Annotated in this window: 22 protein-coding genes; 5 read left to right on the top strand and 17 right to left on the bottom strand. The window is 58.5% G+C overall.

The features are described 5' to 3' along the window. The first annotated feature begins 91 nt into the window (after positions 1-91). Positions 92-319, top strand: coding sequence for a hypothetical protein (locus tag ACA044_RS09090; RefSeq protein ID WP_497446061.1), 228 nt, complete (start codon positions 92-94; stop codon positions 317-319). An 80-nt stretch (positions 320-399) separates the two neighbouring features. On the opposite strand, the gene ACA044_RS09085 is transcribed toward ACA044_RS09090, so the two are convergent. The 17 genes from ACA044_RS09085 to mtnA all read right to left on the bottom strand — a co-directional run bounded on the left by ACA044_RS09085 (position 400) and on the right by mtnA (position 20,151). Continuing rightward, the gene (locus ACA044_RS09085; protein ID WP_497446060.1) at positions 400-1,401 is read right to left on the bottom strand and encodes an MraY family glycosyltransferase; all 1,002 of its coding nucleotides are present in this window, start codon (positions 1,399-1,401) and stop codon (positions 400-402) included. Beyond that, the gene (locus tag ACA044_RS09080; RefSeq protein ID WP_497446059.1) at positions 1,398-2,360 is read right to left on the bottom strand and encodes a UDP-glucose 4-epimerase family protein; all 963 of its coding nucleotides are present in this window, start codon (positions 2,358-2,360) and stop codon (positions 1,398-1,400) included. Before ACA044_RS09080 ends, ACA044_RS09085 begins: the two co-directional genes overlap by 4 nt. Further along, on the bottom strand, positions 2,357-3,280 hold the full coding sequence (locus ACA044_RS09075; protein WP_497446058.1) for a glycosyltransferase: 924 nt from the start codon (positions 3,278-3,280) through the stop codon (positions 2,357-2,359). Before ACA044_RS09075 ends, ACA044_RS09080 begins: the two co-directional genes overlap by 4 nt. A gap of 56 nt (positions 3,281-3,336) precedes the next feature. Next, positions 3,337-4,227 carry a glucose-1-phosphate thymidylyltransferase RfbA gene (gene rfbA, locus ACA044_RS09070; RefSeq protein ID WP_497446057.1) on the bottom strand — a complete coding sequence of 297 codons (891 nt, stop codon included), beginning with the start codon at positions 4,225-4,227 and terminating at the stop codon, positions 3,337-3,339. Next, positions 4,224-5,117 (bottom strand): dTDP-4-dehydrorhamnose reductase, encoded by an 894-nt coding sequence (rfbD, locus tag ACA044_RS09065; RefSeq protein ID WP_497446056.1) that lies wholly within the window; start codon positions 5,115-5,117, stop codon positions 4,224-4,226. The genes rfbA and rfbD overlap by 4 nt, the downstream gene beginning before the upstream one ends. Beyond that, positions 5,114-6,190 (bottom strand): dTDP-glucose 4,6-dehydratase, encoded by a 1,077-nt coding sequence (rfbB, locus tag ACA044_RS09060; RefSeq protein WP_497446055.1) that lies wholly within the window; start codon positions 6,188-6,190, stop codon positions 5,114-5,116. Before rfbB ends, rfbD begins: the two co-directional genes overlap by 4 nt. Before the next feature lie 228 nt (positions 6,191-6,418). After that, complete coding sequence (locus ACA044_RS09055) at positions 6,419-6,658, bottom strand: LapA family protein (RefSeq protein ID WP_497446054.1); 240 nt, start codon at positions 6,656-6,658, stop codon at positions 6,419-6,421. A 27-nt stretch (positions 6,659-6,685) separates the two neighbouring features. Further along, a complete protein-coding gene (gene ihfB / locus ACA044_RS09050) occupies positions 6,686-6,982 on the bottom strand; it encodes an integration host factor subunit beta (protein WP_007899751.1) in 297 nt (98 codons plus the stop codon). Between the two features lie 150 nt (positions 6,983-7,132). Further along, positions 7,133-7,411 (bottom strand): hypothetical protein, encoded by a 279-nt coding sequence (locus tag ACA044_RS09045; RefSeq protein WP_497446053.1) that lies wholly within the window; start codon positions 7,409-7,411, stop codon positions 7,133-7,135. Between the two features lie 215 nt (positions 7,412-7,626). Next, positions 7,627-9,318 (bottom strand): 30S ribosomal protein S1, encoded by a 1,692-nt coding sequence (gene rpsA / locus ACA044_RS09040; RefSeq protein ID WP_258699691.1) that lies wholly within the window; start codon positions 9,316-9,318, stop codon positions 7,627-7,629. A gap of 120 nt (positions 9,319-9,438) precedes the next feature. Beyond that, entirely contained in the window at positions 9,439-10,128 is a 690-nt protein-coding gene (gene cmk / locus ACA044_RS09035) for a (d)CMP kinase (RefSeq protein ID WP_447793417.1), read from the bottom strand. After that, a complete protein-coding gene (locus ACA044_RS09030; protein WP_237886295.1) occupies positions 10,125-12,332 on the bottom strand; it encodes a bifunctional prephenate dehydrogenase/3-phosphoshikimate 1-carboxyvinyltransferase in 2,208 nt (735 codons plus the stop codon). The genes cmk and ACA044_RS09030 overlap by 4 nt, the downstream gene beginning before the upstream one ends. 28 nt (positions 12,333-12,360) lie before the next feature. Next, a complete protein-coding gene (gene hisC / locus ACA044_RS09025) occupies positions 12,361-13,473 on the bottom strand; it encodes a histidinol-phosphate transaminase (protein ID WP_497446052.1) in 1,113 nt (370 codons plus the stop codon). A 12-nt stretch (positions 13,474-13,485) separates the two neighbouring features. Beyond that, on the bottom strand, positions 13,486-14,580 hold the full coding sequence (gene pheA, locus ACA044_RS09020; protein WP_007899727.1) for a prephenate dehydratase: 1,095 nt from the start codon (positions 14,578-14,580) through the stop codon (positions 13,486-13,488). Then, a complete protein-coding gene (gene serC, locus ACA044_RS09015; RefSeq protein ID WP_497446051.1) occupies positions 14,580-15,665 on the bottom strand; it encodes a 3-phosphoserine/phosphohydroxythreonine transaminase in 1,086 nt (361 codons plus the stop codon). The genes pheA and serC overlap by 1 nt, the downstream gene beginning before the upstream one ends. A gap of 313 nt (positions 15,666-15,978) precedes the next feature. Next, entirely contained in the window at positions 15,979-18,648 is a 2,670-nt protein-coding gene (gene gyrA, locus ACA044_RS09010; protein ID WP_497446050.1) for a DNA gyrase subunit A, read from the bottom strand. Positions 18,649-19,074: 426 nt separating this feature from the next. Next, complete coding sequence (mtnA, locus tag ACA044_RS09005; RefSeq protein WP_497446049.1) at positions 19,075-20,151, bottom strand: S-methyl-5-thioribose-1-phosphate isomerase; 1,077 nt, start codon at positions 20,149-20,151, stop codon at positions 19,075-19,077. A 108-nt stretch (positions 20,152-20,259) separates the two neighbouring features. Between mtnA and ACA044_RS09000 the strand changes: the two genes are divergently transcribed. The 4 genes from ACA044_RS09000 (at position 20,260) to ACA044_RS08985 (ending at position 23,973) form a co-directional block, all read left to right on the top strand. Beyond that, positions 20,260-21,594, top strand: coding sequence for a TRZ/ATZ family hydrolase (locus ACA044_RS09000; RefSeq protein WP_497446048.1), 1,335 nt, complete (start codon positions 20,260-20,262; stop codon positions 21,592-21,594). A gap of 57 nt (positions 21,595-21,651) precedes the next feature. Then, positions 21,652-22,350, top strand: a complete 699-nt coding sequence (gene ubiG, locus ACA044_RS08995; protein WP_497446047.1) for a bifunctional 2-polyprenyl-6-hydroxyphenol methylase/3-demethylubiquinol 3-O-methyltransferase UbiG — start codon at positions 21,652-21,654, stop codon at positions 22,348-22,350. Between the two features lie 4 nt (positions 22,351-22,354). Further along, positions 22,355-23,026, top strand: coding sequence for an N-acetylmuramic acid 6-phosphate phosphatase MupP (gene mupP / locus ACA044_RS08990; RefSeq protein WP_497446046.1), 672 nt, complete (start codon positions 22,355-22,357; stop codon positions 23,024-23,026). Positions 23,027-23,232: 206 nt separating this feature from the next. After that, complete coding sequence (locus ACA044_RS08985) at positions 23,233-23,973, top strand: YciK family oxidoreductase (RefSeq protein WP_497446045.1); 741 nt, start codon at positions 23,233-23,235, stop codon at positions 23,971-23,973. The last annotated feature ends 371 nt before the right edge of the window (positions 23,974-24,344 follow it).

Below are 24,344 nucleotides of genomic sequence, written 5' to 3'. Positions count from 1 at the left end.
AAAGATGAAAAAGAGACATAGCGATCCGCGCCCATGCATAAATACAGGCCCGCGGTGCCGCGCTCACGAGTTGAATCAGAAGGTCCTGCGCATGCAGCGCAAGCTCAATCCGGACGCGAGTCATAACCGCACATTCTACCGAACACATACCGATTCGCGGGGCTTTTTTTCGACGCAGGACATTTTGGACGATATTAGCGAGAAGACCATGACGTGCATCAAACGCACTAAATTGAATACGGCGAGCTGCAATACGATCGCCAGCCAGATCACTGCCTCCCCATTCACCGTCCTGCGACACACCAGCCCAAAGGACTGACGGATGGGCGCATCCAGGTTTGTCACCGCCGAATGAGCAAACCAGAAACACCTATGAAGCAAAGTCAACTTGACTCGACCTTATGACCTGCCCGCCTTTAACAAATAGGCAGCACAAACAAGTGGCGCATACGCCACACACATCCCCGCCACGACATTCAAATGACCGAGCACAACCAGGATCGCGAGCGGCAGCAAAAAAACAACATTGATGACAGCCACACTTATCGTCACCTTTTTATGACCCCAGCGGCGTGCCGCTTTCTGATAAGCATGACTGCTATGGGCCTGATACACCTTATCTCCGCCGATCAGGCGCCGAACGAGTGTCCATGTCGCATCAACAATAAAAACCCCCAGCAGAATCAACCAGCTCCAGATCAGCTCCGGCTTGCTCCAGGCCGCCTGAAGCGCCATTGCCCCGAGAATGATGCCGAGAAAACCGCTCCCTGCATCCCCCATGAAAATCCGGGCAGGTGGAAAATTCCAGCACAGAAAGCCTGCAACGGCCACAACCAGCATCAACGGCGCCCATACCAGTTCAGTCGTGCCATCAACCCCATAAACCAGGCATATTCCCAGGCACACAGTGATGGCTTCAACACTGGCCAAACCATCGATGCCATCCATGAAGTTATAGAGATTGAGCATCCAGACCAGATAAACCGCCCCGAGGACGGAACCGATCCACCCCAGATCCAGCGAAACACCCAACAAAGCAATGGGCGCGAGCCCATTGAGCCAGAACAACACCCAGGCAGCGGCGATAAAGTGCCCCAGCAACCGCCACCTCGCGGCGATATGACCATGGTCGTCGGCGAAGCCAATCACCGCCACCAGAACGCCCGACCCAACTAACGCTATCAGTGCAGACAGGGGCAACACCCCCAACAACGAAAGGACTGGGAGCGCGAGCAAAAAAGCGACAACGATTGATACGCCACCACCGCGTGGCGTTGGAACCGTATGAGCACTACGCTCGTTTGGAATATCCATCAGGCTTCGGGACAAGGCATACCGGCGCAAAACCCGGGTCAACCCCCATGAAACGGCAAACACCACCACCAATAGCGCAAAAATCATCTTGTCTGTTTATCCCGATAATGGTCGGCCGCCTGACGCAAAGCCCTTTCCGTACTGACAGGCGGATGCCACCCAAGCACCTCACGCGTGTGCCTGATATCCACCTGCAAAGAACCACACAGCCGCTCGACAACGCCTGACTTGCCCATCATCGAGGCCACCACTCTCAACAACCCCGCCGGCACTGGCAGCAGCCTCGCGACCTTGCCCAAGGCAAGCGCCATACGGCGCAGCAACTGGGTAGTGGAAAGATCCTCGCCATCGCTGACCAGAAAGACCTGACCGGCGGCGGCTGGACTGTCGATGCAGGTGACCACCAAGTCCGTGAGATTTCCGAGCGCAACCAGACTGCGCTGATTATCAATGGCACCCAAGGGCAAAGGCACGCCGCGATCCAGCCAACGCATCATGCTGAGGAAATTGGCTTTGACACCCGGCCCATAAACGAGGGGCGGACGGATAACAACAACCTCCATCCCGGTTTCCAGGCTGATTTGCCGTAACGCAATCTCTGCCTCGTGCTTGGACACCCCATAAGGATCGATTGGCGCAGGCGAATCCGTCGCCTTGAACGGCATGTTGCGGCCCGTGCTTTCGCCATTCACCTTGATCGAGCTGATAAAAATAAAACGTTTCACGCCAGACTCTGCCGCACGCCTGGCAAGCCGGACAGTGCCCTCGACATTGGCTTTACGAAACGCTGCGAGGCTGTCCGCAGCCGTTTCGTTCATGACGTGCACTCTGGCTGCACAATGAATGACGACGGCAACGCCCTCCAGCACAGGCAGGCCAGTCGGCAGATCGAGATCGAACGGAACGACCCGACACAAACCGTTCAATCGTGTACTTGCGCGAACAGCGGCGACGGGGGTGAATTTCTTATCGAGCAACAACCTGAAGACCACGGCCTCGCCGACAAACCCTGTCGCCCCCGTCACTAAAACCCGCGGACCTTTCATCTGGATTTACTTCCGATCAATGCAGTGACCCAACAAATCAAAAAGAAGAAAACTTTATCCCGCGCGCGTCGACGACATTTCCAGGCACTTAAAGAGAGCCTCAATAGCTGCCTGCGCCCCAGACGTAGCCAGCTGCGAACGAAAGGATCAGCACCTAGCCCCACCTGACACGCAATTAGCCGGACCTGGGAGAACCACCAGCCGTCATGAATCGTCTTGTAACGCGCGATCAACGGATTGAGGCCCGTGTTGGCCCCAACCTGATTTCTCTCGTGCTGACGATATTGCATGGACGGCTGCGGATCGATAAACCACTTGAAGCCATGTCTGCGCGCAAAAGCGTAGCAGTACCAGTCATGCAAGCTGACACCTTGCAAGTCAGCCCAATTAACCAACATGGACGCCTTTAAAGGCACCACCATTTTCTGACTCATCACATACGTGCAACCGGGTCCAGCCGCTTCAAACAAGAAATCCCAGGCGACCTGAGGTTGAGCCTTGTCCAGCAATTGTGTCCTGCCGCTCGGCCAAAAAGCGGTGACGTTGCTGGAGTAGGCGTCTACTTTACGGGCCTGAATCGCACGGGTCGCGCGCTGAAGCTTATCCATGTGCCATACGTCGTCCTGATCGGCAAAGGCGACAAACTCGTACTCATCCAAATCAACATCGCGGATCAACCTGAAGAAGTTGCGTGAAGCACCACCGAAGGTGCCAGCAGCAGGCAGCACGATAACGCTTGGGTGCTGTGCGGCGTAAGCCGCGCACCAAGCCTCTGTACCATCGGTGGAGGGGTCGATACTGATATGAACGGTTACGTCGACAGCTGACTGGCCGAGGATCGAGGCTAACTGCTCTTCGATCCACTGCATGCCATTGTAGGCAGCCAGCAAAACCGCAACCTTGGGATGTTTTACTGGCATGCCATTCCTGACTGGACCGGTTGATCGCTACTGTTCGAAAGGTTTGAGCTTTCGAATCAGTGGGAAGGCGAGTCCAGCAGTTTCTGCAGGTACTGACCGTAGCCCGTCTTCTTCAGGGCATCGGCCTGTGTACCCAGCTGCTCGGCAGTAATCCAGCCATTGTGGTAGGCAATCTCTTCCAGGCACGCCACTTTCAGGCCTTGGCGCTGCTCAATGGTGTGCACGAAGTGACTGGCTTCCAGCAACGAATCATGGGTGCCGGTATCCAGCCAGGCGAAGCCACGGCCGAGCATTTCGACGTTGAGGGTCTTCTGCTCGAGGTAGGCACGGTTAACGTCAGTGATTTCCAGCTCGCCACGTTCGGATGGCTTGATGTTCTTGGCGATTTCGACGACCTGGTTGTCGTAGAAGTACAGACCCGTCACCGCGTAGCTGGATTTTGGGTTCAGCGGCTTTTCCTCGATGCTCAAGGCACGGCCGGCTGCGTCGAACTCGACCACACCGAAACGCTCCGGATCCGACACGTGATAGCCGAATACGGTCGCGCCGTGCTCCTGAGTACTGGCGGAGCGCAGGTTGTCCGAGAAGTGCTGACCATAAAAGATGTTGTCGCCCAGGATCAGGCAGCAAGGGTCTTTGCCGATGAACTCTTCGCCAATGATGAAGGCTTGCGCCAAGCCATCCGGGCTAGGCTGCTCGGCATAAGTCAGCTTGATGCCGTACAGACTGCCATCACCCAGCAACTTGCGAAAGCATGGCAGGTCTTCAGGGGTGGAGATAATCAGGATTTCGCGCATACCGGCGAGCATCAGCACCGACAGCGGATAGAAGATCATCGGCTTGTCGTAGATCGGCAGCATCTGCTTGGACACGCCGAGGGTCAACGGGTGCAGACGCGTGCCCGAGCCACCAGCGAGGATGATGCCTTTACGATTTGTCGTGGTCATTTATTCAGAACTTCCATAAGCATTCGGGTGACACCACTTTGCCAATCCGGCAAGTGTAGAGAAAAATTGTCGCGCAGCTTCTGAGTATTCAACCGGGAATTCAGAGGGCGGCGCGCCGGCGTTGGGTAGGCAGTTGTGTCTATCGGATTGATCGCCGTGACGGCAAGCTCTTCACCGCTGGCCTTGGCAAAACCGATCACATGACTGGCATAGCCATGCCAGGACACTTCACCAGCGGCCGCCAGGTGATACAGGCCCGCCAGTTCAGGACGCTGCAAGACTTGCTGAATGGCCAATGCCGTCACGTCGGCAATCAAATCTGCGCCGGTCGGGGCTCCGATCTGGTCGGCGATGACGCTCAAGGTCTCGCGGTCCTTGGCCAGGCGCAGCATGGTCTTGGCAAAGTTGTTGCCACGCGCGCCATAGACCCAACTGGTGCGGAAGATCAGGTGCTTGCAGCCCGAGGCGGTAATCGCTTGCTCGCCGGCCAGTTTGCTGGCGCCGTAGTGATTCACCGGGGCGACGGCATCTGTCTCTTGCCATGGCTTCAGGCCTTCACCACTGAACACGTAGTCGGTCGAGTAATGAATCAGCCAGGCACCCAGGAATGCAGCCTCTTCAGCCATGACCTGACTCGCCTGGCCATTCACGCGGTCGGCCAGCTCAGTCTCGGATTCAGCTTTATCGACGGCGGTGTAGGCCGCTGCGTTGACGATGACATCGGGCTTGACCTGACGGATCGTGGCACGCAGTGCATCGAGGTCAGACAGGTCGCCACTCAAACCATCAACCGAGTGACGGTCCAGGGCGATCAACTCGCCAAGCGGCGCAAGGGAGCGTTGCAGCTCCCAACCCACCTGGCCGTTTTTTCCCAACAGGAGAATTTTCATGCTTTGTCCGACCGATCCGTGTAGTTCTGGTCGATCCATTGCTGGTAGCTACCGCTCTTCACGTGAGCCACCCACTCAGTGTTGTTGAGATACCACTCGACAGTCTTGCGGATACCGGTGTCAAAGGTTTCTTCCGGCGTCCAACCCAGCTCGCGCTGGATTTTGCTGGCGTCGATTGCGTAACGCTGGTCGTGGCCCGGACGATCCTGAACGTAGGTGATCAGGCTGGCATGTGGGCGATGAGCGGAGTCTGGACGCAGTTCGTCGAGCAGTGCGCACAGGGTATGCACCACTTCGATGTTTTGCTTCTCGTTATGGCCGCCGATGTTGTAAGTCTCGCCGATCACGCCTTCAGTCACGACTTTGTAGAGCGCGCGGGCGTGGTCTTCGACGTAGAGCCAGTCACGGACCTGATTGCCTTTACCGTAGACCGGCAGCGGCTTGCCTTCCAGTGCGTTGAGAATGATCAGCGGGATCAACTTCTCAGGGAAATGGCACGGACCGTAGTTGTTCGAGCAGTTGGTAACCAGGGTCGGCAGGCCGTAAGTACGGCTCCAGGCGCGAACCAGGTGATCGGAACTGGCCTTGCTGGCCGAATACGGCGAACTTGGTTGATACGGCGTGGTTTCGGTGAAGAGATCTTCCGGACCTTCGAGGTCTCCGTAGACTTCGTCGGTGGAAATATGATGGAAGCGGAAGTTGGCTTTACGCGCATCATCCAGTGCCGCCCAATAATGGCGTGCAGCTTCCAGCAAAGTGTAAGTACCGATGATGTTGGTCTGGATGAATTCAGACGGACCGGAGATCGAGCGGTCAACGTGGGACTCTGCGGCCAGGTGCATGATGGCATCCGGTTGGTGTTCACGCAGGACACGGTCCACTTGATCACGGTCGCATATGTCGACGCGTTCAAATACGTAACGCGAGTTCTGGCTGACTTCGGCCAGCGACTCAAGGTTACCGGCATAAGTCAGCTTATCGACGTTAACGACAGAGTCGCTAGTGTTGGAGATGATATGACGAATGACTGCCGAGCCGATAAACCCGGCGCCGCCGGTTACTAGAATTTTCACGCGAAACCATACCCTTAAGTTGCTGACAGGGCCGCCAACCGCGCACTGTCTAATCCATGAATGCAAAAGCCATCAAGTTCGCCGTGGCTTCTGACAAAATCAGCCTGAGCCGATGAGGGAATTGCCCCTATCGGCCAACCGCAGCATTTTACAGCTTAATGAAGGTTTTACTAATGGATATGGACAAGCTGTGACGCAAATTCAACGCGTACAACGGGTTTATCGCAATCAGACAAGGCGCTTGCGTGAGGCTCTGGACGTGCGTCCCAGAAACCAGCCCAGAATCGGCCCGATCACCATGCCGACCAACAGCACAATCACCATGATCAGCGACACTGGCAACTGAGGGCCCGCCCAACCCAGGAACAGCAATGACACGCCTTGCTGGTTCTCCAGAACGAACGCCAGAATCGCCAGAACGAGCAACAGGACAAATACAGCGAGAAGTACGCGCTTGAGGTTACGCATCAGCGGTTCCTTGAAGTGCAGCAGCTGTCAAAGCCCCTCCTCCTCTTCCTCGTTCACACGATCGCGCAGTTCTTTGCCTGGCTTGAAATGCGGAACGAATTTGCCGTCAAGGCTGACGGACTGACCGGTTTTCGGATTGCGACCTACGCGCGGCGCGCGATAGTGCAGGGAGAAGCTGCCAAAACCACGGATCTCGATTCGATCACCGGTGGCCAGACATTGGGACATTTGCTCAAGCATGGTCTTGATGGCCAGCTCCACATCCTTGGATGAGAGCAGCCCTTGATGGGTGACAATTCGTTCGATCAACTCCGACTTCGTCATATTTTTCCCTTCTTTTTCAAGCAGCTAGATCAGCGCTTCAAAGGTTTTAGCATGCCCGGAGGAATTTGAACAGCCCGAGTTCTTGACATATCTTTCCCGGCAATGAGATGCCCGATTTCAGAGCACCGGAACATTGCTCAACCCCTACATTCATCTACAGATAACCAACATGGTGCGCGTCAGATAACCCGCCGGATTGAAGCCGAAAGGGAATTCGTCTTCTTCCTTCGCGTCATCAGACCTTACGACGACTTTATAGCCTGCGCCCTTGCACTCCCTGGCAGCTCGCTTGTGGCACCTCTCCCATCCCGAGCCCAATCCTGAGCAATCGATTTCTATGCCACTGACTCCGCGCACCGCATGAGTCTTGGCGCTGGTTGTACAGCCCACCAATGTCAGTACTGCTATCACGACAATGAGCTTGTTCATTCACTTCCTTATGCCGAGCGCACTGCCCGGCGGTCGTTCACTTCAGACTAAGCCTAGCCTTGAATAGACGATTGCCCCGTATAAAGAAACAGACAGCTCATGCAGATCATTGGTTTCACGAAAGCAATGGCGACGTCATCACGCTTGGCATTCACCAAATCGCAGACACAAAAAAGGGCGACCGAAGTCGCCCTTTTTCTATGGTCTGACAGAACTTAGTTCTGTTTTTCCATTTGTGCACGCAACAGGTCGCCCAGAGTGGTAGGACCAGCAGCGATGCTATCCGAAGGCTTGTCTTTCAAGCTCTGGATGGCTTCTTTCTCGTCTTCAACGTCTTTCGACTTGATCGAGAGCTGGATTACGCGGCTCTTGCGGTCAACGCTGATGATCTTGGCTTCTACTTCTTCGCCTTCTTTCAGAACGTTGCGCGCGTCTTCAACGCGGTCACGGCTGATTTCGGAGGCTTTCAGAGTCGCTTCGATATCGTCGGCCAGAGTGATGATGGCGCCTTTGGCGTCAACTTCTTTCACGATGCCTTTAACGATGGCGCCTTTGTCGTTCTCTTGAACGTACTCGGAGAACGGATCGCTTTCCAGTTGCTTGATACCCAGGGAGATGCGCTCGCGCTCTGGGTCAACCGACAGGATAACGGTGTCCAGCTCGTCACCCTTCTTGAAGCGGCGAACGGCTTCTTCGCCCACTTCGTTCCAGGAGATATCGGACAGGTGAACCAGACCGTCGATGCCGCCGTCCAGACCAATGAAGATACCGAAATCGGTGATCGACTTGATGGTGCCGGAGATTTTATCGCCCTTGTTGAACTGGCCAGAGAAATCTTCCCATGGGTTGGATTTGCACTGTTTGATGCCGAGGGAGATACGACGACGCTCTTCGTCGATGTCCAGAACCATGACTTCCACTTCGTCGCCGACTTGTACGACTTTCGAAGGGTGGATGTTCTTGTTGGTCCAGTCCATTTCGGAAACGTGTACCAGGCCTTCAACGCCTTCTTCCAGCTCAGCGAAGCAGCCGTAGTCGGTCAGGTTGGTTACACGAGCGGTAACGCGAGTGCTTTCTGGGTAACGGGCTTTGATAGCAACCCATGGATCTTCGCCCAGTTGCTTGAGGCCCAGGGAAACACGATTGCGCTCGCGATCGTACTTCAGAACCTTGACATCGATCTCGTCGCCAACGTTGACGATTTCGGAAGGATGCTTGATACGCTTCCAAGCCATGTCGGTAATGTGCAGCAGGCCATCGACGCCACCCAGATCGACGAATGCGCCGTAATCGGTGAGGTTCTTGACGATACCTTTGACTTGTTGGCCTTCCTGCAGGGATTCCAGCAGAGCTTCACGCTCGGCGGAGTTCTCGGCTTCGAGGACGCTGCGACGGGAAACGACAACGTTGTTGCGTTTCTGGTCGAGTTTGATGACCTTGAATTCCAGCTCTTTGCCTTCCAGGTGCGTGGTGTCGCGCACTGGACGGACGTCAACCAGAGAACCTGGCAGGAACGCACGGATGCCGTTAACGTCGACAGTGAAGCCGCCTTTAACCTTACCGTTGATAACGCCCTTGACCACTTCTTCGGCTGCGAAGGCTGCTTCCAGAACAATCCAGCATTCAGCGCGCTTGGCTTTTTCACGGGACAGCTTGGTTTCACCAAAGCCGTCTTCAACCGAGTCCAGCGCAACGTGAACTTCGTCACCGACATTGATAGTCAGATCGCCAGCATCGTTGTAGAACTGCTCAAGCGGGATGAGTGCTTCAGACTTCAGGCCAGCGTGAACGGTTACCCAGCGAGCTTGGTAATCGATATCAACGATAACACCGGTGATGATGGAGCCTGCCTGAAGGTTCAGGGTTTTTAGGCTTTCTTCAAAGAGTTCCGCAAAGCTTTCGCTCATTTTAATTCCTGTTGAATAAGGGCGAAGGATACGCCCATCTCCACATCCCAGACGATGTGGGTTACGTTCATTTAAAGAAACAACGCAGGACTATGACTGGTCCCCTGGGTCGTTTCTTGGTCACCCGGCGATATCGCGAATGGCGATCTCGCTCATGATGCGTTCCAGCACCTGGTCGATGGACAATTCCGTGGAATCCAGCTGTATGGCGTCAGCCGCCGGCTTGAGCGGGGCTACCGCTCGCTGGGTGTCACGCTCATCGCGCGCACGTATCTCATCTAGCAGACTCGACAGACTAACACCATCGACTTTGCCCTTCAACTGCAAGTAACGTCGGCGCGCACGCTCCTCGGCACTGGCAGTGAGGAAAATCTTCAATGGCGCGTCGGGAAATACCACCGTGCCCATGTCACGACCATCGGCCACCAGACCCGGCGACTCCTGAAAGGCCCGCTGGCGCTGCAGCAACGCCTCACGAACTGCGGGCAACGCGGCGACCTGCGAGGCACCCGAGCCGATACTTTCGGTACGAATGACATCGCTGACTTCATCACCTTCCAGAATGATGCGCTGCAGCTGACCGTCGGTCGCCGCGATGAACTGCACATCCAGATGAGCGGCGAGCTTCTTGAGCAATTCCTCATTCGTCAGATCGACGCCATGGTTATGCGCCGCGAAAGCCAGCAATCGATAAAGCGCACCGGAATCCAGCAGATTCCAGCCCAGGCGTTTGGCCAGCATGCCGGCGACAGTACCCTTGCCGGAGCCGCTTGGCCCATCAATGGTGATGACCGGTGCGATGCTGTTCACGACTGAGCCTCTTGTGCAACACGAATACCGACCTGCGCGCACAGCGCGAGGAAGTTCGGGAACGAGGTCGCGACGTTGGCGCAATCATGGATGCGGATCGGTGCGGTGGCGCGCAGCGAAGCCACGCTGAAGGCCATGGCAATCCGATGATCGCCGTGACCGTGCACTTCGCCGCCGCCGATCTGGCCACCGTCGATGATGAGACCGTCCGGAGTTGGCTCGCACTTGACGCCCAGCGCCAGCAGACCGTCCGCCATGACCTGGATTCGGTCCGACTCCTTCACGCGCAGTTCTTCGGCACCACGCAGCACCGTGCGCCCTTCGGCACATGCAGCAGCCACGAACAGCACCGGGAACTCGTCGATCGCCAGCGGAACCAGCGCCTCAGGGATCTCGATACCTTTGAGTTTAGCTGCCCGTACACGCAGATCCGCTACCGGTTCACCGCCGACTTCACGCTGGTTTTCCAGGGTGATGTCAGCGCCCATCAGGCGCAGGATGTCGATCACGCCGGTACGGGTCGGGTTGATGCCGACGTGCTCGAGCACCAGCTCGGAGCCTTCAGCGATCGATGCTGCCACCAGGAAGAACGCTGACGACGAGATATCGCCCGGCACTTCAATGTGGGTCGCGGTCAACTTGTGGCCAGACTCCACCGATGCGGTCGCGCCGTTGACGGTCACCGGGTAGCCGAAGCCGCGCAGCATGCGCTCGGTGTGGTCGCGAGTCGGTGCCGGCTCGGTGACAGTGGTCTTGCCTTCGGCGTACAGACCCGCCAGCAGCAAGCAGGATTTAACCTGGGCGCTGGCCATCGGCATGGTGTAAGTCAGACCCTTGAGCTTGTTGCCGCCACGAATGGTCATCGGTGGACGACCTTCGGCGGCGGTCTCGATCACGGCGCCCATTTCACGCAGTGGATTGGCCACGCGATTCATTGGACGCTTGGACAGCGAAGCGTCGCCGGTCAGCGTACTGTCGAAGTTCTGCGCAGCCAACAGGCCAGACAGCAGACGCATCGAAGTGCCGGAGTTGCCCAGATAGATCGGGCCCGGCGCTGGCTTCAGGCCATGCAGGCCGACGCCATGAATGGTCACACGACCGTGGTGCGGACCTTCGATGACGACGCCCATGTCGCGGAAAGCTTGCAGGGTCGCCAGGGCGTCTTCGCCTTCGAGGAAACCCTCCACTTCGGTAACGCCTTCGGCCAGGGAACCGAGCATGATCGAACGGTGGGAAATCGATTTGTCGCCCGGTACACGAATCCGCCCAGTCAGGCGGCCACCAGGTTGTGCCAGGAAAATCAGATCGTTGGAATTCATAGCGTCCACATAGGCCCGGCGGGCCAGGATTTTACTGAAATGCTCGCGGGCAACCCGGGCGCGCGTGAACACGCCCAACAATTGGTGCCCATCCCCTGCATCGACCGCGTCGCGCAAGGCGTCGAGGTCGCTGCGAAATGTATCGAGTGTGCGCAGGACAGCTTCGCGGTTGGCGAGGAAGATGTCGTGCCACATGACCGGGTCGCTACCGGCGATTCTTGTGAAATCGCGGAAACCGCCCGCAGCGTAACGGAAGATCTCAAGATTTTCATTGCGTTTGGCCAACGAATCGACCAAACCGAACGCCAGCAAGTGCGGCAAATGGCTGGTCGCCGCCAACACTTCGTCGTGGCGCTCGACCTGCATGTGCTCGACATCGGCGCCCAATTCACGCCACAACCGGTCAACCACTGCCAATGCGGCCGGGTCGGTCTGATCCAGCGGCGTCAGAATCACTTTATGGCGACGGAACAGTTCGGCATTGGAGGCTTCCACCCCGCTCTGCTCGGAACCGGCAATCGGATGCCCCGGCACGAAACGCGCCGGCATGCCGCCAAACGCCTCGGTCGCCGCGCGCACCACATTGCCCTTGGCGCTGCCGACGTCGGTCAGAATCGCTTGCCCCAGGTCCATGCCCGCCAACAGCGCGAGCAATTTCTCCATGGCCAGGATCGGCACCGCCAGCTGAATCACGTCAGCGCCCTGGCAAGCCGCCGCCAGGTCTTCTTCGCAGCGATCCACCACGCCCAACTCGACCGCCAGCTTGCGCGACTGCGGGTCGAGATCGACCCCGACCACTTCGCGGCACAGACCGCTTTCACGCAAGCCTTTGGCAAACGAACCGCCGATCAAGCCCAGACCGACCACCACCAGGCGACCGATCATAGGTTGCGCAGATTGCAGTGCAGTGACATCAACCACGGGCCATAACCTTGGTCAGCGCCTCGAGGAAGCGGCTGTTTTCTGCCGGCAAACCGATGGTGATACGCAGGTGGTTCGGCATGCCGTAGTTGGCCACCGGGCGCACGATCACGCCTTCGCGCAGCAACCCCTCGAACACCGGGGCAGCAATACGACCCAGATCGACACAGATGAAATTGCCTTTGGATGGAATCCAGCTCAGCCCCAGCTCACGGAAACCCGCTTGCAGCTGTTGCATGCCGGACTCGTTCAAGCGACGGCTTTCGGCCAGGTACTCGACGTCTTGCAGCGCAGCACAGGCGGCGGCCAGTGCGAGGCTGTTGACGTTGAACGGCTGACGCACGCGATTCAGCACATCGGCGACGATGGCCGAAGACAAACCATAGCCGACCCGCAGCGACGCCAGACCATAGGCCTTGGAGAAGGTGCGCGAAACCAGCAGATTCGGATAGGCCGCCAGATAGTCCAGGCCATCCGGCAAGTCGCTGCCTTCGGCGTATTCGATGTAGGCCTCGTCCAGCACCACCAGCACATGGGCCGGTACGTCCTGCAGGAATTCATCCAGCGCTTGGGCGTCGAACCAGGTCCCGGTCGGGTTGTTCGGGTTGGCGATGAACACCACGCGGGTGTCGGCATCGATCGCAGCCAGCATGGCCGACAGATCATGCCCCCAGCCTTTGGCCGGGATCACTTTCGCCTGAGCACCAACGGCCTGAGTCACGATCGGGTAGACCGCAAACGCATGAGCGCTGAACACCGCGTTCAGGCCCGGGGCCAGATAGGCGCGCGCCACCAACTCCAGAATGTCGTTGGAGCCATTGCCCAGTGTCACCTGGTTCAGGTCGACACGGCACTGATCGGCCAGCAGGGTCTTGAGCGCAAAACCGTTGCCGTCCGGATAGCGGGTCAGCTCGACCAGCGCTTCGTGAATCGCTGTCAACGCCTTGGGGCTAGCGCCCAACGGGTTTTCGTTGCTCGCCAGTTTGACGATATTGGCCGGATCGAGGTTCAGCTCACGGGCCAGTTCGTCCACGGGCTTGCCCGGAACGTAAGGCGAAAGTTGTTGCACGCCCGGCTGTGCCAGAGCGAGGAAGTTGCCACTCATTTGCTACCGCCCTTAGAGAACTGCTTTCGGGTAGGAACCCAGCACTTTGAGTGCCACTGCTTCCTGACTGATCTTTTCCAGCACGCCCTTGACCAGCGGGTCGCGGTGGTGGCCGACGAAGTCGATGAAGAACACGTAGGTCCATTTACCGCTGCGCGACGGACGGGTCTCGATCCGTGTCAGGTCGATGCCGTTGTCATGGAACGGCACCAGCAACTCGTGGAGCGCGCCGGGTTTGTTGCTCATGGACACGATGATCGAGGTCTTGTCGTCGCCGGTCGGCGGCACTTCCTGACTGCCGATCATCAGGAATCGCGTGGAGTTGTCCGGGCGATCCTCGATTTTCTCGGCCAGACGGGTCAACCCGTACAAGCCTGCCGCCATGTCGCCGGCAATCGCCGCCGAGTTCCACTCACCCTTGACCCGCTTGGCCGCTTCGGCGTTGCTCGAAACCGCCACGCGCTCGACATTCGGGTAATGGGCGTCCAGCCACTTGCGGCACTGGGCCAGGGACTGGGCGTGGGAATAGATACGGCTGATGCTGTCGGTCTTGGTGTTTTCACCGACCAACAGGTGATGGTGAATGCGCAGCTCGACTTCGCCACAGATCACCATGTCGTGCTCGAGGAAGCTGTCGAGGGTGTGGTTGACCGCGCCTTCGGTGGAGTTTTCCACCGGGACCACGCCAAAATTCACCGCACCGGCCGCGACTTCACGGAACACCTCATCGATCGCCGCCATCGGCTTGCTGATCACCGCGTGACCGAAGTGTTTCATGGCCGCGGCCTGGGTGAAGGTGCCTTCAGGGCCGAGGTAAGCCACTTTCAGCGGCTGCTCGAGGGCCAGGCACGAGGACATGATTTCGCGGAACAGCCGCGCCATCTCTTCGTTGCCCAGCGGCCCCTGGTTACGCTCCATCACGCGTTTGAGCACCTGAGCTTCACGCTCGGGACGATAGAACACCGGCACTTCGCCTTCGGCCAGCGAGGCCATCTTTACTCGCGCAACTTCCTGGGCGCAGCGTGCGCGCTCACTGATCAGCTCCAGGACTTTTTCGTCCAGAGCGTCAATGCGCAGGCGCAGTGCCTTGAGTTCTTGCTCAGACATTAACCGTGTTCCTTCTCGAACTCTGCCATGTACGAAATCAGTGCGTTGACCGCAACGATATCGACGGCGTTATAGATGGAGGCACGCATGCCGCCCACGGAACGGTGGCCCTTGAGGTTCAGCAGGCCACGTTCGTCGGCACCGGCCAGGAACGGCTTGTCGAGACGATCATCGGCCAGACGGAACGGCACGTTCATCCACGAGCGGTCCGACTTGTTGATCGGGTTGCTGTACAAGCCACTGGCGTCGATGAAGTCATACAGCGTGCGCTGCTTCACTTCATTGAGCTTGCCGATGGCTTCGACACCACCCTGCTCTTTCAGCCACTCGAACACCAGACCGGACAAGTACCAGGCCAGGGTTGGCGGGGTGTTGTACATCGAGCCGTTATCGGCCGCGACCTTGTAGTTGAGCATGGTCGGGCAAATGGAGCGGGCGTGACCCAGCAGGTCTTCGCGAATGATGCTCACGACGACGCCGCTCGGGCCGATGTTTTTCTGGGCGCCGGCGTAGATCATGCCGAAGCGCGAAACATCCACCGGACGCGAGAGAATGTCCGAGGACATGTCGGCGACCAGCGGTACATCACCGGTTTCCGGGATCCACTGAAATTCCAGGCCGCCAATGGTTTCGTTCGGTGCGTAGTGAACGTAGGCCGCATCTTTCGACAGGCTCCATTCGTTCTGACCGGGAATAGCGAAATAGTCGTAAGGCTTGGCGGTCGCGGCAACGTTGACGTGGCCGTAGCGCGAGGCTTCTTCGATAGCTTTCTGCGACCAGATACCGGTGTCGATATAGTCGGCGGTGCCGCTTTCCGGCAACAGGTTCAGAGGAATCTGAGCAAATTGCTGGCTGGCGCCACCTTGCAGAAACAGCACTTTATAGTTCGAGGGGATATTCAGCAGATCACGCAGATCCTGCTCGGCCTTGGTGGCAATGGACACGAACTCATCGCTGCGATGGCTCATTTCCATGACCGACAGGCCCTTGCCGTGCCAATCAAGGAGTTCACCCTGGGCGCGCTTCAGGACAGCTTCGGGAAGCGCCGCAGGACCGGCACAGAAGTTATAGGCTCTCTTGCTCACATCCAATCTCGCTCTGATTTGGTGGTATCACGCAATAAATCACAACATCAATCGACACGGAACTCATGTGGGAGCGGGCTTGCCTGTGGCGAGGGGGCTTGCCCCCGTTCGATTGCGAAGCAATCGCAAACCGGTCACCGCGTTCTAATGCAAGATGGCGGCGACTGGTTTCAGGGGCGCTTCGCACCCCAACGGGGGCAAGCCCCCTCGCCACATAAGCCCGCTCCCACATTTTGATCTTCGTGGGTGTCGAAATATTCTCAAGGGACAAATAACAAGGGGGCGAATCTTCATCCGCCCCCTGCTTGCCCGCTTACTCCTGCGGTTCTTCGTCAGCGGCGGCGTCGAGTTGCTGGTCTTCGGCAACGTCGTCGATCACGACTTCACCGTCGAATACTGCACCCTCTTCACCTTCAAGACCTTCGCCTTCCAGCTCTTCGCCTTCGACTTCCGATGGCTCTTGAACCCGCTCCAGGCCCACCAGCGTTTCATCGCTGGCCAGCTTGATCAGGGTCACGCCCTGAGTGTTACGACCCAGGCTGGACACTTCGTCGACACGGGTACGAACCAAAGTACCCTGGTCGGAAATCAGCATGATTTCCTCGCCATCGAGCACCTGAACCGCGCCGACCAGACGGCCGTTACGGTCGTTGCTGACCATGGCGATAACGCCCTGACCGCCACGTTTGTACTCAGGGAACTCGGTGATCGCGGTGCGCTTGCCGAAACCACGCGCCGAAGCGGTGAGGATCTGGCTGCCTTCTTCCGGGATCAGCATGGAAATCAGCTTCTGGCCTTCCGGCAGACGCATACCGCGGACACCGCGAGCGGTACGGCCCATGGCGCGAACGTCGGTTTCCTTGAAGCGAGTGACCTTGCCACCGTCAGAGAACAGCATGACTTCACGCTCGCCATCGGTAATGGCGGCAGAGATCAGTACGTCACCTTCATCCAGCTCCAGCGCGATCAGACCCACGCTGCGTTGACGACTGAAGGATTCCAGCGGGGTCTTCTTCACGGTGCCTTTAGCAGTGGCCATGAAGATGAAGTGACCTTCGGTGTATTCCTCGACCGGCAGCATGGTGGTGATGTATTCATCACTGTCCAGCGGCAGCAGGTTGACCAGCGGACGACCACGGGCCGCGCGGGACGCTTCCGGAATTTCGTAGGTTTTCAGCCAGTACACTTTACCTTTGCTGGAGAACAGCAGCAGCGTGGTATGGCTGTTGGCGACCAGCAGGTGAGCGATGTAGTCCTCATCCTTGACGCCGGTGGCCGACTTGCCTTTACCGCCACGACGCTGAGCCTGGTACGCAGCCAACGGTTGGGTCTTGGCGTAGCCACCGTGGGAAATGGTCACGACGCGCTCTTCTTCCGGGATCATGTCGCCCAGGGTCAGGTCGAGACGGGCATCGAGAATCTCGGTGCGACGCACATCGCCGTACTCGGCGCGGATCACTTCCAGCTCTTCGCGGATCACTTCCATCAGGCGCGTGGCGCTGTTGAGGATGCGGATCAGCTCGCCGATCTGGTTGAGGATCTCTTGATACTCGGCCAGCAGCTTTTCGTGCTCCAGACCGGTCAGACGGTGCAGACGCAGTTCCAGAATGGCTTGCGCCTGTTCCGGTGACAGGAAGTACTTGCCGTCGCGCAGACCGTATTGCGGGTCCAGGGTCTCTGGACGGCAAGAGTCGGCGCCGGCACGTTCAACCATCGCGACCACGGCGGAAGATTCCCAGGCCGTGCTGATCAGCGCTTCCTTGGCTTCCGATGGCGTTGGCGAGGCCTTGATCAGGGCGATGACCGGGTCGATGTTCGACAGGGCAACCGCTTGACCTTCCAGAATGTGGCCACGCTCGCGCGCTTTACGCAGCTCAAACACGGTACGGCGGGTCACCACTTCGCGACGGTGACGAACGAAAGCTTCCAGCAGGTCCTTGAGGTTCAGGATCCGCGGACGGCCGTCGATCAGCGCGACGATGTTGATACCGAACACCGCTTGCAGCTGGGTCTGGGCGTAGAGGTTGTTGAGGATCACCTCAGGCACTTCGCCGCGACGCAGTTCGATTACGACGCGCATACCGTCCTTGTCGGACTCGTCACGCAGCTCGGTGATGCCTTCGAGCTTCTTCTCTTTGACCAGCTCGGCGATCTTCTCGATCAGACGTGCCTTGTTCAGCTGGTAAGGGAGTTCGGTGATGACGATCTGCTGACGACCACCGACCTTGTCGATGTCTTCGATCATCGAGCGGGCGCGCATGTAAATGCGCCCGCGACCGGTGCGGTAGGCTTCGATGATGCCGGCGCGACCGTTGATGATCGCGGCGGTCGGGAAGTCCGGACCAGGGATGTATTGCATCAGCTCATCGACGGTCAGTTCCGGGTTGTCGATAAGTGCCAGGCAACCGTCGATGACTTCACCGAGGTTGTGCGGCGGGATGTTGGTCGCCATGCCCACGGCGATACCGCTGGAGCCGTTGACCAGCAGGTTGGGAATGCGGGTCGGCATGACCGCCGGGATCATTTCGGTGCCGTCGTAGTTCGGCACCCAGTCCACGGTTTCTTTATGCAGGTCAGCCAGCAGCTCGTGCGCCAGCTTGGTCATGCGCACTTCGGTGTATCGCATGGCCGCGGCGTTGTCGCCGTCCACCGAACCGAAGTTGCCCTGACCGTCTACCAACAGGTAACGCAGCGAGAATGGCTGCGCCATCCGAACGATGGTGTCGTACACCGCGGTATCACCGTGAGGGTGATACTTACCGATCACATCACCGACAACACGGGCAGATTTCTTGTACGGCTTGTTGAAGTCGTTGCCCAGCTCGCTCATCGCGAACAGCACACGCCGGTGCACGGGCTTCAAGCCATCGCGCGCATCCGGCAGTGCCCGCCCGACAATTACGCTCATCGCGTAGTCGAGGTAGGACTGCTTCAGCTCGTCTTCGATATTGACCGGGAGGATTTCTTTGGCCAGTTCGCCCATGAGAAGCCTGATTCCTTTTTCTGGTGAAACTTCGTCACATCCATATGGGACGAACGAAGCTCGCCGATGCAGACTGAGTGCCATGCACCGACTTACGACAAATCAACGAGTTATGCCATGGATCTGCGCAGTAAAGGCAGCCACATCAGGCTACCCTGGAAACCGCCGGATGTTATCACAAGAGCCGCCACGCACCTATCCCCCAGATGCGCATGGAGCATAGTTAGTTGACCGGTGACAGGCTTAAAGGGGACGAGAGGGGCTTAGAGCCGTGTTGAATGGAGAATTCAGGGCTGATTCGGCTTGCTTCATTGATTTTCAGGACCTAATCGCGGGCAAGCCCGCTCCCACAGGGTTCTGTAGCACTCACAAAACCTGTGGGAGCGGGCTTGCCCGCGATAGCGATCGATCAGGCGCCAGATATCTTCAATGCAGACGCTTACGGCACATCAACTGCGCCATTTTCGCCGTATCCGGCCGTTCGACGATGCCTTTTTCAGTGACGATCGCATCGATCAGGTCGGCCGGGGTCACGTCGAACACCGGGTTGAACGCTTCCACCTCCGCCCCCACCCGTTTGCCGCCTACTTCCAGCAATTCACGGCCATCGCGCTCTTCGATGGGAATTTCATCGCCACTGGCCAGGTTCATGTCGATGGTCGAACTCGGCGCCACCACCATGAAGCGCACACCGTGGTGCATGGCGTTGACCGCCAGCTGATAGGTGCCGATCTTGTTCGCCACATCGCCATTGGCGGTGATGCGGTCGGCGCCGACGATCACCCAGGTCACACCCTTGGTTTTCATGATGTGCGCGGCGGCGGAATCGGCATTGAGGGTCACCGGAATGCCTTCATTGGCCAATTCCCATGCGGTCAATCGCGAACCTTGCAGCCATGGCCGGGTTTCGTCGGCGTAGACACGCTCGACCATACCCTCGATGAAAGCCCCGCGAATCACCCCCAGCGCCGTGCCGAAGCCGCCGGTGGCCAGTGCGCCGGTGTTGCAGTGCGTGAGGATCGCCTGGGCGTTGCCCTGATGCTTGCGGATCAGGTCCACACCCAATTGGGCCATGGTCAGGTTGGCTTCGCGATCACTTTCATGAATGGCGATGGCCTCCGCCTCCAGCGCCGCCAGAGGGTCTGCGTCGTCCTTGAGGCGGTCCAGGCGATCACGCATGCGACTCAAGGCCCAGAACAGATTAACCGCTGTTGGACGGGAATCGGCCAGTAACGCGTAATCCTCCTCCCACGCTGCCTGCCAGTCACCGCCCTCGGCAATTCGGACGCGGGCTGACAGCACCATGGCATACGCCGCACTGATGCCAATCGCTGGCGCGCCGCGCACCACCATCGAGCGAATGGCTTCGGCCACACCCGCAGCGCTGGTGTAGGCAATCCAGGTTTCCTCGAACGGCAAAATACGTTGATCCAGCAGGTATAGGGCGCCATCACGCCAATCGATGGCCTTCACCTTCTCCGCAGCCAACAGTCGATCGCGCATCCCACACCCCGCACTCATGAACAAAAGCCGCCGATTATAGCGATCCCCCCGCGAAGACGCTCGGGTATACTTCGCCATCCTCTACAAAAGCACTGGAACCGACTCTCGATGCCGACCCCCACCGCTGCGCTCGACCTATTATTGCTGCCGACCTGGCTGGTACCCGTCGAACCGGCTGGTGTGGTCCTTAAAGAGCATGCCTTGGGCATTCGCGACGGTCGTATCGTATTCATCGGCCCGCGCGCGGCAGCCTTGAAGCTTGATGCAACCGAAGTCCGCGAATTGCCGGACATGCTGCTCAGCCCCGGCCTGATCAATGCCCACGGGCATGCGGCAATGACGCTGTTCCGCGGCCTGGCCGACGATCTGCCGCTGATGACCTGGCTGGAAAACCACATCTGGCCGGCCGAAGCCAAGTGGGTCGACGAGGCTTTCGTGCGCGATGGCACTGACCTGGCCATCGCCGAGCAGATCAAAGGCGGCATCACCTGTTTCTCCGACATGTATTTCTTCCCGAAGGTTGCCAGCGAACGCGTACATAACAGCGGCATTCGCGCCCAGATCGCCATTCCGATCCTCGATTTCCCCATTCCAGGCGCCGGCACGGCGGATGATGCCATTCGTCAGGGCGTCGAATTATTCGGCGATCTCAAGCATCACGAGCGGATAAAAATCACCTTCGGCCCCCATGCACCCTACACCGTAGGCGACGAAACCCTGGAAAAAATCCGGGTGATTGCCGAAGAGCTGGACGCCTCGATTCACATGCACGTCCACGAAACCGCTTTCGAAGTGCAGCAGTCGGTGGAACAGCGCGGCGAGCGCCCGTTGGCCCGCCTCGGCCGTCTGGGCTTGCTCGGGCCACGCCTCCAGGCCGTTCACATGACCCAGATCAGCGATGAAGACCTGGTGCTGCTGGTAGAAAGTAACACCAATGTGATTCATTGCCCGGAATCGAACCTGAAGCTGGCCAGCGGTTTCTGCCCGGTCGAGCGCTTGTGGCAGGCCGGGGTCAATGTGGCGGTCGGCACCGATGGCGCAGCCAGCAATAATGACCTGGACCTGCTCGGCGAAACCCGCACTGCCGCGTTGCTGGCCAAGGCTGTCGCCGGCTCGGCCACTGCACTGGACGCCCATCGCGCCCTGCGCATGGCCACGCTCAATGGCGCCCGCGCGCTGGGAATCGAAGCTGAAACGGGCTCGCTGGAAGTCGGCAAAGCCGCAGACATCGTTGCGTTCGACCTGTCGGGCCTGACGCAGCAACCGGTCTACGACCCGGTTTCGCAACTGATCTATGCCACTGGCCGCGACTGCGTGAAACACCTTTGGGTCGCCGGCAAGCAATTGCTCGATGACCGCCGCCTGACTCGCCTGGATGAGGCGCAACTGTGCGCCACCGCCAAGGCCTGGGGCCAGCGCATCAGCGGCCATACCGAATCGTAAGCCCCCCGGACCGAAACCGGGGCAACAGGATTTTTCAAGTTTTAGAGGACTGACACCATGAGCAACGTCGACCACGCCGAAATCGCCAAATTCGAAGCCCTGGCCCATCGCTGGTGGGACCGCGAAAGCGAGTTCAAACCGCTGCACGACATCAACCCGCTGCGGGTCAACTGGATCGACGAACGCGTCCATCTGGCCGGCAAGAAAGTCCTCGACGTCGGTTGTGGCGGTGGCATCCTCAGCGAAGCCATGGCCCAGCGCGGCGCCACCGTCATGGGCATCGACATGGGCGAAGCGCCACTGGCGGTCGCGCAGTTGCATCAGCTGGAATCCGGGGTGAATGTCGAGTACCGGCAGATCACCGCCGAAGCACTGGCTGAAGAAATGCCTGAACAGTTCGACGTGGTCACCTGCCTGGAAATGCTCGAACACGTGCCGGATCCGTCCTCGGTGATCCGCGCCTGTTTCCGCATGGTCAAACCGGGCGGCCAGGTGTTCTTCTCCACCATCAACCGCAATCCGAAGGCCTATCTGTTTGCCATCGTTGGCGCCGAATACATCATGAAGCTGCTGCCACGTGGCACCCACGACTTCAAGAAATTCATCCGCCCCTCTGAGCTGGGCGCCTGGAGCCGCATGGCCGGCCTGACCGTCAAGGACATCATCGGGCTGACCTACAACCCGCTGACCAAGCACTACAAACTGGCGGCCGATGTCGACGTCAACTACATGATCCAGACCCTGCGCGAGGAGTAAGCCGATGCGTATCAGAGCAGTTCTTTTCGACATGGACGGCACCCTGCTCGACACCGCGCCGGACTTCATTGCCATCTGCCAGGCGATGCGTGCTGACCGTGGTTTGCCGCCGATGAACGACAAACACATCCGTGACGAGATCTCCGGCGGCGCCAAGGCGATGGTCGCGGTGACCTTTTCCATGGACCCGGAATCACCGGGTTTCGAGGAGCTGCGCCTGGAGTTTCTGGAGCGCTATGTCAAAGGTTGTGCGGTTCACAGCAAGCTCTTCGACGGCATGGGCGAATTGCTGGCCGACATCGAGAAGGCCAACCTGATCTGGGGCGTGGTCACCAACAAGCCGCTGCGCTTCGCCGAGCCGATCATGCAGCAGCTGGGGCTGGCCGAACGTTCGGCGCTGCTGATCTGCCCGGATCATGTGAAGAACAGCAAACCGGACCCGGAGCCGTTGATCCTGGCGTGCAAGATGCTCGACCTGGACCCGGCCAGCGTGCTGTTTGTGGGTGATGACCTGCGCGATATCGAGTCCGGCCGCGATGCGGGCACCAAAACGGCTGCCGTGACCTATGGCTATATTCATCCGGACGATAACCCGCGGCATTGGGGCGCGGATGTGGTGGTCGATCATCCGCTGGAGTTGCGCAAGGTGCTCGATAGCGCTTTGTGCAGCTGCTGATCTAACTGACAGCGGAAGCATTTGTGGCGAGGGGACTTGCCCCCGTTCGGCTGCGAAGCAGTCGTAAATCCAGAGAATACCGCCTGGCTGAAGGTAGCGAATGGAGGGCCGCTTCGCGCTCCAACGGGGGCAAGCCCCCTCGCCACAATAAGCTCTCTTGCCACAGACGCGATGCCTGCCTACTGCCGAATTGTTGTGAGGTTTTTATGTTTGATTATTCCGCCCGCCCTGAATTGCTCAAGGACCGGGTCATCCTGGTCACCGGTGCTGGCCGTGGTATCGGTGCTGCCGCTGCAAAAGCCTACGCCGCCCACGGCGCCACCGTGCTGTTGCTGGGCAAGACCGAAGCCAACCTGACGCAGGTCTACGACGACATCGAAGCGGCTGGCCATCCACAACCGGTCGTGATCCCGTTCAATCTGGAAACCGCCCTGCCCCATCAATACGATGAACTGGCGGCAATGGTCGAAACCGAATTCGGCCACCTCGACGGCTTGCTGCACAACGCGTCGATCATCGGTCCCCGGACACCGATCGAACAGTTGTCCGGCGAGAACTTCATGCGCGTCATGCAGGTCAACGTCAACGCCATGTTCATGCTCACCAGCACCTTGCTGCCACTGCTCAAGCTGTCTCAGGATGCCTCGGTGGTATTCACCTCCAGCAGCGTCGGCCGCAAGGGTCGTGCGTATTGGGGCGCTTACGGCGTTTCAAAATTTGCTACCGAAGGCCTGATGCAAACCCTGGCCGACGAAGTGGATACCGTGGCGCCGGTGCGCTCCAACAGCATCAACCCGGGCGCCACCCGCACTAGCATGCGCGCCCAGGCCTACCCGGGTGAAAACCCGCTGAACAACCCGACGCCCGAGGAGATCATGCCGGTCTACCTTTACCTGATGGGGCCGGACAGTACCGGCATCAATGGCCAGGCGTTTGACGCTCAGTAATGCCCGTGCGTCGCTTTTGTGCCGCGACGGCTTTCCGCCGCGGCACCTGAAATCGGCGGTAACTGCCGCCACCTAAAGTCAAATAAAAGTCACTACCCTGCGAAACCTCTATCACAAAACCTTCCAGTATTTTGATTTTTAAAGCTTTATTATCCGACTGAACCGAATGGCACGACTTTCGCTCTAATTTTGTTCAGACATGCCGTGTGAAAGCAGACGGAGCGGAGCTGGAGCCGAGAGGTTACTAATCTTCGGCAAAGCGGACTAAACTCGTGCCAAATGTCCTACGGGACTGATGGACCAGTATGACGCGCAGCCCAAAGCCGCTCTCACCCAGCCTGTAAGACAGCCTTACTGCTTAGGGGCTCATG

The sequence above is a fragment of the Pseudomonas sp. LBUM1673 genome, from assembly GCF_059695645.1.
The sequence above is the reverse complement of the archived record's forward strand: the minus strand, read 5'-3'. Positions and strand labels throughout refer to the sequence as shown.

Coding starts and splice junctions, on each gene's coding strand:
- ACA044_RS09090 (WP_497446061.1), top strand. CDS start 92: ATGCAGCGCAAGCTCAATCCGGACGCGAGTCATAACCGCACATTCTAC.
- ACA044_RS09085 (WP_497446060.1), bottom strand. CDS start 1,401: ATGATTTTTGCGCTATTGGTGGTGGTGTTTGCCGTTTCATGGGGGTTG.
- ACA044_RS09080 (WP_497446059.1), bottom strand. CDS start 2,360: ATGAAAGGTCCGCGGGTTTTAGTGACGGGGGCGACAGGGTTTGTCGGC.
- ACA044_RS09075 (WP_497446058.1), bottom strand. CDS start 3,280: ATGCCAGTAAAACATCCCAAGGTTGCGGTTTTGCTGGCTGCCTACAAT.
- rfbA (WP_497446057.1), bottom strand. CDS start 4,227: ATGACCACGACAAATCGTAAAGGCATCATCCTCGCTGGTGGCTCGGGC.
- rfbD (WP_497446056.1), bottom strand. CDS start 5,117: ATGAAAATTCTCCTGTTGGGAAAAAACGGCCAGGTGGGTTGGGAGCTG.
- ACA044_RS09055 (WP_497446054.1), bottom strand. CDS start 6,658: ATGCGTAACCTCAAGCGCGTACTTCTCGCTGTATTTGTCCTGTTGCTC.
- ihfB (WP_007899751.1), bottom strand. CDS start 6,982: ATGACGAAGTCGGAGTTGATCGAACGAATTGTCACCCATCAAGGGCTG.
- ACA044_RS09045 (WP_497446053.1), bottom strand. CDS start 7,411: ATGAACAAGCTCATTGTCGTGATAGCAGTACTGACATTGGTGGGCTGT.
- rpsA (WP_258699691.1), bottom strand. CDS start 9,318: ATGAGCGAAAGCTTTGCGGAACTCTTTGAAGAAAGCCTAAAAACCCTG.
- ACA044_RS09030 (WP_237886295.1), bottom strand. CDS start 12,332: ATGATCGGTCGCCTGGTGGTGGTCGGTCTGGGCTTGATCGGCGGTTCG.
- hisC (WP_497446052.1), bottom strand. CDS start 13,473: ATGAGTGGCAACTTCCTCGCTCTGGCACAGCCGGGCGTGCAACAACTT.
- pheA (WP_007899727.1), bottom strand. CDS start 14,580: ATGTCTGAGCAAGAACTCAAGGCACTGCGCCTGCGCATTGACGCTCTG.
- gyrA (WP_497446050.1), bottom strand. CDS start 18,648: ATGGGCGAACTGGCCAAAGAAATCCTCCCGGTCAATATCGAAGACGAG.
- mtnA (WP_497446049.1), bottom strand. CDS start 20,151: ATGCGCGATCGACTGTTGGCTGCGGAGAAGGTGAAGGCCATCGATTGG.
- ACA044_RS09000 (WP_497446048.1), top strand. CDS start 20,260: ATGCCGACCCCCACCGCTGCGCTCGACCTATTATTGCTGCCGACCTGG.
- ubiG (WP_497446047.1), top strand. CDS start 21,652: ATGAGCAACGTCGACCACGCCGAAATCGCCAAATTCGAAGCCCTGGCC.
- mupP (WP_497446046.1), top strand. CDS start 22,355: ATGCGTATCAGAGCAGTTCTTTTCGACATGGACGGCACCCTGCTCGAC.
- ACA044_RS08985 (WP_497446045.1), top strand. CDS start 23,233: ATGTTTGATTATTCCGCCCGCCCTGAATTGCTCAAGGACCGGGTCATC.